The organism is Crocosphaera sp., assembly GCF_030064895.1.
GTDB lineage: Bacteria > Cyanobacteriota > Cyanobacteriia > Cyanobacteriales > Microcystaceae > Crocosphaera.
This window is the reverse complement of record NZ_JASJEB010000150.1, coordinates 1-10,581: the sequence shown is the minus strand read 5'-3', so window position 1 is coordinate 10,581 and position 10,581 is coordinate 1. Positions and strand designations below refer to the sequence as shown.

Annotated in this window: 12 protein-coding genes; 7 read left to right on the top strand and 5 right to left on the bottom strand. The window is 37.0% G+C overall.

Annotation, left to right across the window (positions count from 1 at the left end; all coding sequences use genetic code 11):
* Positions 1–273 precede the first annotated feature (273 nt).
* The 4 genes from QNJ66_RS24860 to QNJ66_RS24845 all read left to right on the top strand — a co-directional run bounded on the left by QNJ66_RS24860 (position 274) and on the right by QNJ66_RS24845 (position 2,525).
* Positions 274–879, top strand: coding sequence for a hypothetical protein (locus QNJ66_RS24860; protein WP_300511347.1), 606 nt, complete (start codon positions 274–276; stop codon positions 877–879).
* 391 nt (positions 880–1,270) lie between these two features.
* On the top strand, positions 1,271–1,564 hold the full coding sequence (gene clpS / locus QNJ66_RS24855) for an ATP-dependent Clp protease adapter ClpS (protein WP_300511348.1): 294 nt from the start codon (positions 1,271–1,273) through the stop codon (positions 1,562–1,564).
* 3 nt (positions 1,565–1,567) lie between these two features.
* Positions 1,568–1,858: a DUF2103 domain-containing protein gene (locus QNJ66_RS24850; protein ID WP_300511346.1), complete on the top strand. Its 291-nt coding sequence runs from the start codon at positions 1,568–1,570 to the stop codon at positions 1,856–1,858.
* A gap of 46 nt (positions 1,859–1,904) precedes the next feature.
* On the top strand, positions 1,905–2,525 hold the full coding sequence (locus QNJ66_RS24845; protein ID WP_300511345.1) for a Uma2 family endonuclease: 621 nt from the start codon (positions 1,905–1,907) through the stop codon (positions 2,523–2,525).
* A 71-nt stretch (positions 2,526–2,596) separates the two neighbouring features.
* Here the strand turns inward: QNJ66_RS24845 and QNJ66_RS24840 are convergent, their stop codons facing one another.
* On the bottom strand, positions 2,597–3,079 hold the full coding sequence (locus QNJ66_RS24840) for a hypothetical protein (protein WP_300511344.1): 483 nt from the start codon (positions 3,077–3,079) through the stop codon (positions 2,597–2,599).
* A 14-nt stretch (positions 3,080–3,093) separates the two neighbouring features.
* Positions 3,094–3,246: a twin-arginine translocase TatA/TatE family subunit gene (gene tatA, locus QNJ66_RS24835; RefSeq protein ID WP_300511343.1), complete on the bottom strand. Its 153-nt coding sequence runs from the start codon at positions 3,244–3,246 to the stop codon at positions 3,094–3,096.
* 100 nt (positions 3,247–3,346) lie between these two features.
* On the opposite strand from tatA, the gene QNJ66_RS24830 reads away from it, so the two are divergent.
* From QNJ66_RS24830 to apcD, 3 genes are all read left to right on the top strand, one after another.
* Positions 3,347–4,087 carry a phycocyanobilin:ferredoxin oxidoreductase gene (locus QNJ66_RS24830; RefSeq protein ID WP_300511342.1) on the top strand — a complete coding sequence of 247 codons (741 nt, stop codon included), beginning with the start codon at positions 3,347–3,349 and terminating at the stop codon, positions 4,085–4,087.
* Between the two features lie 77 nt (positions 4,088–4,164).
* Positions 4,165–4,758 (top strand): PAP/fibrillin family protein, encoded by a 594-nt coding sequence (locus QNJ66_RS24825; RefSeq protein WP_300511340.1) that lies wholly within the window; start codon positions 4,165–4,167, stop codon positions 4,756–4,758.
* Positions 4,759–5,085: 327 nt separating this feature from the next.
* Positions 5,086–5,571 (top strand): allophycocyanin subunit alpha-B, encoded by a 486-nt coding sequence (gene apcD / locus QNJ66_RS24820; RefSeq protein ID WP_300511339.1) that lies wholly within the window; start codon positions 5,086–5,088, stop codon positions 5,569–5,571.
* A 61-nt stretch (positions 5,572–5,632) separates the two neighbouring features.
* Here the strand turns inward: apcD and QNJ66_RS24815 are convergent, their stop codons facing one another.
* The 3 genes from QNJ66_RS24815 to QNJ66_RS24805 all read right to left on the bottom strand — a co-directional run bounded on the left by QNJ66_RS24815 (position 5,633) and on the right by QNJ66_RS24805 (position 10,078).
* Complete coding sequence (locus QNJ66_RS24815) at positions 5,633–6,613, bottom strand: M23 family metallopeptidase (protein WP_300511338.1); 981 nt, start codon at positions 6,611–6,613, stop codon at positions 5,633–5,635.
* Positions 6,614–6,631: 18 nt separating this feature from the next.
* On the bottom strand, positions 6,632–7,930 hold the full coding sequence (locus QNJ66_RS24810) for a homoserine dehydrogenase (RefSeq protein WP_300511337.1): 1,299 nt from the start codon (positions 7,928–7,930) through the stop codon (positions 6,632–6,634).
* A gap of 258 nt (positions 7,931–8,188) precedes the next feature.
* Positions 8,189–10,078, bottom strand: coding sequence for a lamin tail domain-containing protein (locus QNJ66_RS24805; protein ID WP_300511336.1), 1,890 nt, complete (start codon positions 10,076–10,078; stop codon positions 8,189–8,191).
* Positions 10,079–10,581: the final 503 nt, after the last annotated feature.

The following is a 10,581-nucleotide window of genomic DNA, read 5'->3' as shown; positions in this document are numbered from 1 at the left end:
CGGATTCGAGCTTCGGCTTCCCTACTCGGTTTCATAGCCTTGACTTGGTTTTCGGAGGCTCTACCTTTCGTGAGTATTACAGTTCACGCCCCTGACGTTGGTCAGTGATATAGCTATGATATCATCTTTTCGGAAGTATGGATACTTCGTGGTTTATTTATTGGTCGGTTATTCATCCCCACCGTATAGACGGATGGGGTATTCTGCCCGACATCAGGATAAAAGAATCTGTCGTTAATGACGGGGCTTCAATAAAGAGGTTCAATAATAATCATGTCTTACAGCAATTTTACCTTAGAAGAAGTTAAACAAAAATTTGCTTTAAAAACAATCGAAAAAATAGATACTTTTACTGATATTAATACTCTTAATAGCAGTGAAATATTACAGATAATTTTACAAGACAATTTACCCATTGCTATTGCTAGTAATAGTGAAAAAGCAAGATCGGAAATGATTATCGCTCCTATTCTAGTAGAATTAATACGCAACTTTGGAGACAAAATAAACTTATTTTCTGGGGTGAATTTTACGGTTGATGATACTCAAGAATTAAATGGCATTTGTGATTTTTTAATTACCCATTCTCCTGAAAAATTGACAATTTCTGCTCCTATTATTACCTTGGTAGAAGCGAAAAAAGAAAACTTAAATGCAGGGTTGGGTCAATGTATTGCTGAAATGGTTGCAGCACAAATTTTTAATAAAAAAGAAAAAAATGATATTTCTACAATTTTAGGTGTAGTAACTTCAGGGACAAACTGGCGTTTTTTAAAGCTAGAAAAAAATAATATTTATATTGATTTAAGCGAATATTATTTATCTGATCTCGATAAGATATTAGGCATCTTAGCTAGTAGTATTGAACAGTTTAAATAGTTGTAATCCAATAATTTTTACAGTTATTTCAAGAATTTTTAATCATTTTAATTTAATTGATCAATATTAATCTCAAAAAGAATTATATTTTACTTTTACTTAAATTTTAGCCATTAACAATAATGACTTAAAATTTTTACAACTTTGAAAAAATACTATTGATACTTTACCGTGTAAACCTTATCACTATACAGAACAATCTTCTACAATAAAACTTCACCCTCAAGATCAAAATACTCATATAGAAAAAGTACCAACAGAACAGTTATTTTATAATGAGTTAAAAACTACTTCTCACTTTGTGTTATTATTATGGGTAGTTGTCCTATTTTTAGAACTTTTCTAGTGACTAAGACCCATGAATAAGAGACTGTCCATAGACATTAAAGGGATGGCCACTTCAACATCAACTGCGCCAAAAGGAGCAACCGTTGTTGAGCGTAAACATTACCCTAACTATAAGGTAATTGTCCTCAATGACGACTTCAACACATTTGAGCATGTAGCTAAGTGTTTGCTAAAATATATCCCTGGAATGAGTAGCGATCGCGCTTGGGAACTAACAGAACAAGTTCACTTTGAAGGGTTAGCTATTGTCTGGACTGGTCCCCAGGAACAAGCAGAATTATATCATCAACAATTACGTCGTGAAGGGTTAACTATGGCACCATTGGAGGAAGCATAAATCATGACTAGGGTGGATAAAGGGAGGTTAGTCTGGAATCATTCCACTCATCTTGATGGGTTAATTCCTATACTAGAAAAACTGATTAATTATCCAGGTATTACTACAGTTACTCCTGGGGTTATTAGTCGGGCTAAAGGTCATTGTCCTCACCTAAAAATAAGAATTTCTGTTCCCATTCGTGGTGGTTATAAGGCGATCGCACGACAAGGAAAAACAGTACAAGAAGTTTTCATTGTAACAGATTTGAGTCAACAAGAATTAGAATCTACTATTAAAAAAGTTTTGAGTTAAAGCTTGGAATAATGTAATTTAACTAGGTATAAAAGGATATGTAAGTATGAGTGCAGCATTACTAAATGATTATTTTTACCTTCAATTAGAAACAAGGGATCATGAAGAAAAATTTATCACCTCTGGTGTAACTTGGCAAGCTTATGAATCATTGTTGACATCATTAGGTAATAGTTCTTCTTATCGCGTCGCTTATCTTTTAGAAACCTTAGAAATTATGTCCCCTAGTCGCAGTCACGAATTAGATAAAAAAGCGATCGCTAGATTATTAGAAATTTATCTAGAGGAACAACGTATTAGTTTTTGGGGTTTAGGTTCAACAACTCTTAAAAGTAAAAATAAACAGGCAGGAAAAGAACCAGATGAGTGTTATTGTATAGGTATAGACAAAGATATTCCTGATTTGGCTATTGAACTTATCTATACTAGCGGTAGTGTAGATACTTTAGAAATTTATCGGCGTTTAGGTGTTAAAGAAGTCTGGTTTTGGCAAAATAAAAAGTTGATAATTTATTGTCTAGAAAATGATAGCTATCAAGTCCAAACTAATAGTCAACTATTACCCAATCTTGACCTAAATTTAATGGCACAATATGTAACTATAAATGACCCTTTAGAGGCCATTACAGGATGGCGCAAACAAATTACAAGTAACACAAAACGGTAGGTCTTAATAACGAGAAAATTCTCGGTACTTAATAATATTAAATCCTGACAGGGATTACAAATAGTTAAGAGTTACTTTTTATTATATTCTTCAAGAATAGCGATAAATTCATCTAACTTTTTTATTTTATCGCTAGTTTTAATTATATTTTTTTCAATATTCCCTTTAGTTTGTTCTAGATTATTTTTAACACTTTGTGCCAATCTTTCAATAGATATATTCTTAGTTTTGATAATTAGTCCTCCTTTTTCATTCCAATTTACATAATTATCTATATATTGATAACCATGTTTAATTTGTAATTTAGCAATCCCTTGATCTTTTAAAACCTTGTTAAATAGACCAATTGCTTCTTGATTTTTAGCTTCTGGAATATCCTTTAAACTTTCATATTCTTGATCTTTAGCAAAGATGCTTTTAATAAGATTAATAATTGAGTTCAATAAATCTCTAAAACACATAATAAAAAATCCAAAATTATCACTTTCATACGGTGGACCAAAATATTGATACCTTATTATTATTATGTTGCATGATTTTTCAAATTTGCCCATTCTACTATTTAAACTTATCCCTCATCACTTGGGTGATTAACTTCTTCTTTGAAACCTCGTAAAGTTTTACCCAAAGAAGATCCCAACTCAGGAATTTTTTTCGGTCCAAAAATTAATAAAGCAACGATAAGAATAATAACGAGTTCTGGCCATCCCAATCCCAACATAGATATCTCCAAAGATTAAGTTATGTCTGCATTTTGTCATAGGGGTACACTCTCAGTATATCCTGAGAATATTGTCTTTTGTTGCATCGGTTACCTAAACATGACAACTTTACAAACCTCACCCCCTACTCTACCACTACATCCATTAATTCATCAGTTAGCTGAGGTTATAGTCTCCCATTGGCAAGAATATTTAAATTTAAGCCCCTACGAGTTACCAGATGGTTTAGGCTATGTAGAAGGTAAACTAGAAGGGGAAAAATTGGTTATTAAAAATCGTTGCTATCAATCCCCCCAATTTCGTAAAATGCACCTAGAATTGGCTAGACTAGGGCAGGGATTAGATATTCTCCACTGTGTCATGTTTCCCAACCCCAATTATTCTCTACCAATGTTTGGTTGTGACATTGTGGCCGGCAAAAGAGGTGTTAGTGCAGCGATCGCAGATTTATCTCCTACTAACCCTGATTTCACCCTATCTGATGAGTATAATCAAGCATTATCGCAATTGAAAACCCCATCATTTTCTGATCAACGAGAATTACCAGAATGGGGCGATATTTTTTCAGAATACTGTTTATTTATTCGTCCCGATACTCAAGAAGAAGAAAAACTATTTCTGCAACGAGTAGGCGACTTTTTGAAAATACATTGTAGCCAAGCAAATAAGTCTTCAATTGTTTCGACTCAACAAAGAGAAATTAATCTACAGGGTCAACAATATTATTGTCAAAAACAACAAAAAAATGATAAAACTCGTCGTGTTTTGGAGAAAGCTTTTGGCGATAGTTGGGCGAATAGATATATTACTGAAGTATTATTTGATATCCCTAATTATTAACTTTGATTAGTTGATAATTGTAAGTCAAATATTTTGTTTAATGTTCACCATTTATTGATTTAAGGAGATAATTCATAATGACTGAAAAGGCAAAATTACTAGAAACAATTGCCGGTAAAAATAGAGGGTTATTAGCTACAGAAATGGATCGAGTCAGAGTATTATCGGCCATTGAACAACTGGAAGATCATAACTCCAATCCAGCCCCCCTCAAAACCCCTGAATTATTAGACGGAAATTGGCGATTACTCTACACAACTAGCAAAGGAATTTTAGGATTAGATCGTTTTCCTGTGTTGCAATTAGGCCAAATTTATCAATGTATTCGAGTTGAAGAAGCTAAACTTTATAATATTGCTGAAATTGTTGGAGTTCCTTTTTTAGAGGGAATTGTAAGTGTTGCTGCGACGTTTGAACCAACATCAGAAAAAAGGGTACAAGTTAAATTTGAACGATCTATTGTTGGATTACAACGGGTTTTAGGGTATAAATCTCCTAATAAATTAATTAAAGATATTGAGACAGGAAAAAAATTCTTTCCCCTAGATTTTAGTATCGAAAGTCGAGAACAACAAGGATGGTTAGACATTACCTATTTAGATGAAGATTTACGCATAGGAAGAGGTAATGAAGGAAGTGTTTTTGTGTTAGCTAAAGAAAAAAAATCATAGTAGTTCAAAATAGATAAAATTACCCAGACTAACTTGAGAAAATTATTGCTGAACTTGAACGGTTATCAAAACAAACAGAAGACCTTAATTGCTGGGATGTCAAGGAAATTTTGCAAAAATAAACCTGTCTGATACTAAATCCCCTTGCCATACCCCATTTTAAATTGCATAGCTTACAAATTGAAAACCCTCCTGCCTTCTGCCTCCTGCCCCCTGCCTCCTGCCCCCTGCCTCCTGCTATAGCAAACAAAATCTCAGATCCCTGTACGTTTTTTCTCGTTTTCGAGATAAACTACAGTATGATAAAAGATTGTTGTTGATATTATCATGAGTGTAGTTAGCCAAGTTATTCTAAAAGCAGACGATGAACTCCGATATCCTAGCAGTGGTGAACTCAAGGGTATCCAAGACTTTTTGAGTACAGGGGCTCAGCGTGTTCGCATTGCTGACACCCTTGCCGAAAACGAGAAAAAAATCGTTGATGAAGCTCAGAAAAATTTGTTTAAAAAACGACCCGAGTATCGCTCTCCTGGAGGTAACGCCTACGGTCAAAAGCAGTACAATCAGTGTTTACGGGATTATAGCTGGTATTTACGTTTAGTTACCTACGGTGTCTTATCCGGAAGCAAAGAACCCATTGAAAAAATTGGTTTGATTGGAGTTAAAGAAATGTATAACTCCCTCAACGTTCCTGTCCCTGGAATGATTGATGCTATTCGCTGCCTCAAAGATGCAGCATTAGGACTTTTGACTAATGAGGATGCAGAAGAAACTGCCCCTTACTTTGATTACATGATTCAAGCCATGTCATGATATTCTCCCGACCCCGAACCAGCTTTGTACGGGGCGGGTTTCCTAATATTACATAAAATTTTTAGCCAGGGTCTTCATCGGACGTTTTTGATAAATGAATATCCGGGTCTTGTGCAACCCAACCCACAGGAGATTGAAAACGGACTTCAAAATGTAAATGAGGGTTTAATAAATCAGGCCGTCCCGTTGTCCCCACATACCCTAAAACATCTCCAACTTGCACCGACCGACCCATACGAGTCTCAAAACGACTCAGATGACCATAACGGGTTTGTCTACCATTACCGTGATCCACAATCACCAAAAAACCATAATTTCCCTCTGGACCCACATAAACCACCTTTCCTGAGTCTGCTGCCAACACAGGGGTTCCCACTTCAGCCAAAATGTCCATTCCCCCATGAAAAAAAGACTCTCCAGTATTAGGTTCAACGTGCCATCCATAACTTAAACCAACTTGTGCGATCGCTGGCAAAGGATAACCTCTCAACCCAGTATAATTATCCCGAGAAGGACTTTTACCGGGTTCCCAATTAACCCCAGGAATAAAGACCACTGTTGGGGTTTCCACACAACCATTAATCTCAAATAAAACATCAGCGCGAACACCATAAGCAGTGGCTAAGTCTTGCCACGAGGCCCCATTAGGAACTGTAATTGAAATCCCATTGAAAGGAGGAATTAAAATTTCCTGTCCCACTTGAACTTGTCCCCCTTCTAAACCAGGGTTGACACCTATCAGAGTTTGAGGGATTAAATTATACTGTTGCGCAATAGTTTCGATAGTTTCCCCTGAGATAACCCGATGACGTTGTAAACGTGATAAAACTGGCCTTGGACACAGTTCAGATAATTCTGGTTGAGCGATGGCAGATGAAGGAAAAAACCAGGAAATTAGACAAAAAAAAGCAACAATAAATCTTTCTCGCAAACCACTTTTTTTCCCATATAAAAACCTTAGAGAAAAATTGCACTTTCTCCGAACTGCATTATGGTTTAATCTAGTTTGCTCACTGCTCACTGCTAACTGTTCACTGTTCACTGCTCACTGTTCACTCTTCTACAAAACCCTGACAATACTGGGAATGCTATCGATCGCCTCTAGATTACGAATTTCATCTAAAGCAGTGCGGAAATTTCCTTCACGGACATAGTGAGTGACGACCACAATCTCAGCAAGTTCCTCTTGGAAACCGATTTGTACTACTGATTCTAAACTTACTTGATGATCACCAAAGGTTGTCCCTAAATAACCGATGACCCCAGGTAAATCTTTGGTGAGGAAACGGGCATAAAAACGGGTATTAATGGCTTCTATGGGAGTAATTTGACAAAAATGCTGATGAACACAACTTAATAAGGGGTCAAGAGTTGTATTTGTACCACTACTATTGAGAATAGCCACAATATTCATAATATCGGAAACCACCGCGCTGGCCGTGGGTCCGGCACCGGCACCAGGTCCAAAAAACATCACTTGTCCGAGGGGTTTTCCTTCCACCAAAACAGCGTTATAAACGCCGTTAATACTCGCTAGGGGATGATTTTTCGGTACTAAGGTGGGATGGACTCTTAATTCTAGTTGTTGCGAGTTTTCTCCTTCTGTTCCTTGGGCGATCGCTAATAATTTAATGACAAAACCCAGTTGCTCGGCGTAGGTAATATCGGCGGCACTGATTTCACGAATACCCTCACAGTAGATATCTTCTCTTTTAACCCTTCCTGCGAAACCTAAAGAGGCTAAAATAGCGATTTTATCCGCAGCATCTAACCCATCTACATCGGCAGTTGGATCAGCTTCAGCATAACCTAATTGTTGCGCTTCGGTTAACACTTCCCCAAAGTCTGCCCCGTCTGAGGTCATTTTGGTCAAAATATAGTTGGTAGTACCGTTGATAATACCGATAATACTGGCGATACGGTTTGCTCCTAAAGACTGTTTTAGGGGTTTAATGATGGGAATACCACCACCCACCGCAGCTTCTAAGAGAACATAAACTCCGGCTTCGTTGGCTGCTTCGTAGATTTCATCGCCATAACGAGCAATTACTGCTTTATTTGCTGTAACTACGTGCTTTTTGTTGGCAATGGCTTCTAAAATAAGCGATCGGGCAGGTTCGAGTCCCCCCAATAATTCCACAACAATCGCAATTTCAGGATCTTTGACAATACTTTCTAAGTCGGTGGTGATCACCCCTTCGCCTAATTCCACCTGACGGGGTTTATCGGGCGATCGTACCCCCACTTTAGCAATGGTAATTTCTTCTAACAGGGGGTTTCTACCTGTGGGGTCGAGTAAAATTTGTGCTGTTCCCGTTCCCACTGTTCCCAAACCCAGTAAACCAATTTTAACGGCCACTTATTCTACTCCTATCTTTTCTATTCCATTTTATCAGTTATCCAGTGATCGGTGATCAGTTATAGGTGGTGAAAGACGAATGTTTGTCCAGGTTTCTATCAGAATCAAATGAAAATTGAAAAAAATTTCTCAAATCAGGAATGATTATCCATAGTTAAAACGGAATTGTAAACAGATTAACAAGAAAATTAAAGGAGGATGGTGTCGTCATCCTCCTCTATAAAACTAATTTTGGCCATATTTAGGCTTGAGATTAGCTCAAGTCTTGTTATCTCCAATACCTAAATCACAAACTTTTTGTCCATTAGCATCGAATAGAGTTGCTGTATCTCCCTGTTTGCTCCAAATACGCACTTCTCCAAAAATCAAATCATCAGGAGAAGAACCACTAGGCTTTTCATTACTATAAACCCGAATAGTTTTTCCTCCACCTAGATTGACTCCTTGAGGAAAAGTAAATTCTTTTGGGTTGTGTGAAGATGTTAATTTCCAGTTTGACAAATCCACTGTCTCTGTCCCATTATTAACAATCTCAACATATTGATCAGCTTTGTCCTTTTGGTTATGTTTGGTGTGAATTTCCTGAATTTCCACAAACGAACATCTCTCCACCCCAACAGTATAATCGCCAGTGTTACTGGAAGTCAGTTCCATTTTGAGCGAATAGTCCCCTGGATCTAATTTACCTAGAGTTTTAATCGCATAATAATCCCCAGAGATTACGCTAAATTCGTAAACATCTTCTTTACTGGGTGTAGTCAAATGCTCCGATATAGGAGTTGCATCAATCTCTAATTTTACTGGTTTAACGTCTACTGTTTTAACTTCTGGTGTTTTAACTCCAATTCCAATAGTATAGTCAATAGTGCCAACCGCTTTAGGTCTAATTTTAATTCTATATACCCCTGGATCTAGGGAACAACTAATTTTTGTGTTGACCCCCTGACCATAATGACTAATGCTTGTGTCAAGAGGTCCATATAAATACATATCAAGATCACTGGTAGCTTTTGTTTCAACTATATACTCACCCTTATCTTTGACGATAAAAGTATAACAAACTGTAGAAGTGTACCAATCCTCCCCAATTCTAGTGACACTTCCTGATATAGGAACTCCATTAATAGCTAGTTCTGTAGGTTTATCTTTGACTGTAAGGTAAAACCAAGCAGAAGCAGGACGGGTTTCACTTAATCCAACTTTTAGAAGATATTTTCCAGACTTTAGAAACTCAGTAATTCTTGGATTTTTGTTCCAAAGAACACGTTTATCACAACCAGCATAAAAACTATCCAGATTGTCAGGGCCGTACAAGATCATGCTACTAGCATCTTGGTTACTTTGGGACATTTCGTCTTCAAGGGCAGAGTGATCGTTTGTGAGAGCTTCAATCATATAGTCCCCATCAGATTCCACAGTAAATTCAAACCATTGTTCTTTTCTCTCACCCGATTGACTGTTAACAGAACAATTTTCTGGGGTTCCATTAATTGTCAGTTCTGTAATGGGAAATCTCACACCAATCTTGTAATCGGTGGCACTGCCGCTATCTCGCTCAACCGCAAGATAATATTTTCCTGGATCTAGTCTGTATTCCACTCTCCCATTATAAGAATGCCATGCATCATTATGACCACTATTATCAGCCCTTTTTTCGAAATACAGACTAAAATCAGTTATTCCTTGTACTTCAATGATATAATCTGCCTCAATTTCTACAGTAAATTCATACCAGTTGTACTGCTTGCCTGCACTCATTCTAGCCAATATAGGGTTTCCATTGACTGTTAGTGGTACGGGGGTAGGTAACAGGGCAATCCTGTACCAGTGGTAACCAGAACCAGTGGTATCACTGGTTTTTTTATGCCTAATTTTGGCATAATATTCCCCAGGCTGTAAGAACCGATCACATGTCAGAAATCCGTTTTCATTCGGATTTGTAATAATACCAGAACAGATGCAATCGTCCATGTTATTAGGTCCGTATAAACCAACCGCAACATGATTGTTAATTTCTTGAACTTCAATCCTATAGCTCCCATAGACTTCTACCGGAAAAATGTGGCAGTCCTCTTGCTCGGTGTCCTCACTAATATCCCAGGCGCGTTGCCTGAACTGAATTGATTCATACCATCGTTGTTTGCCCATATCTGTATCCTGTTTTACTTGTGTAGATCAAAAAAAACGGGACGACTTAGATATTCTCATGCTATTTGTGATGATCTAAACCTTATTTATCACTCTAAACAAAAGAAGAATCAAAGTCATCTTGGTCTCAATTATCGCCTAAAATGTTCTATTTTTAATAGATTTATTTTTTCGTCATTTACTCTAAAAAATTGGAAAATAATCTCCCCTGCTCCGATCTCCCTCCTCCCCCGCAGCCTCAACCAAGATGTTCCTGGTTCACTGAGTATTGACTGATGGGCTAATCACTGAGAATTAGGTAATCCTGACCAATAAAATATTAAGAAATATTAAGATAAAGGGGCATTTTGAAACATTCCCTACAAAATCATTTTTCACCATCACTCAAGATAGAGATGGTTACGAGTTTATTGGCATATAAATGCGATCGAATCATGAAAAAGCCGATAGACATAGCATTACGAGTCGTGGTTAGATTATTAAGAGATCCTTAATTATGTTCC

Bases quoted from the DNA above. Each gene is read 5' to 3' on its own strand.
- QNJ66_RS24860 (WP_300511347.1), top strand. From the start codon at position 274: ATGTCTTACAGCAATTTTACCTTAGAAGAAGTTAAACAAAAATTTGCT.
- clpS (WP_300511348.1), top strand. From the start codon at position 1,271: ATGGCCACTTCAACATCAACTGCGCCAAAAGGAGCAACCGTTGTTGAG.
- QNJ66_RS24850 (WP_300511346.1), top strand. From the start codon at position 1,568: ATGACTAGGGTGGATAAAGGGAGGTTAGTCTGGAATCATTCCACTCAT.
- QNJ66_RS24845 (WP_300511345.1), top strand. From the start codon at position 1,905: ATGAGTGCAGCATTACTAAATGATTATTTTTACCTTCAATTAGAAACA.
- QNJ66_RS24840 (WP_300511344.1), bottom strand. From the start codon at position 3,079: ATGGGCAAATTTGAAAAATCATGCAACATAATAATAATAAGGTATCAA.
- tatA (WP_300511343.1), bottom strand. From the start codon at position 3,246: ATGTTGGGATTGGGATGGCCAGAACTCGTTATTATTCTTATCGTTGCT.
- QNJ66_RS24830 (WP_300511342.1), top strand. From the start codon at position 3,347: ATGACAACTTTACAAACCTCACCCCCTACTCTACCACTACATCCATTA.
- QNJ66_RS24825 (WP_300511340.1), top strand. From the start codon at position 4,165: ATGACTGAAAAGGCAAAATTACTAGAAACAATTGCCGGTAAAAATAGA.
- apcD (WP_300511339.1), top strand. From the start codon at position 5,086: ATGAGTGTAGTTAGCCAAGTTATTCTAAAAGCAGACGATGAACTCCGA.
- QNJ66_RS24805 (WP_300511336.1), bottom strand. From the start codon at position 10,078: ATGGGCAAACAACGATGGTATGAATCAATTCAGTTCAGGCAACGCGCC.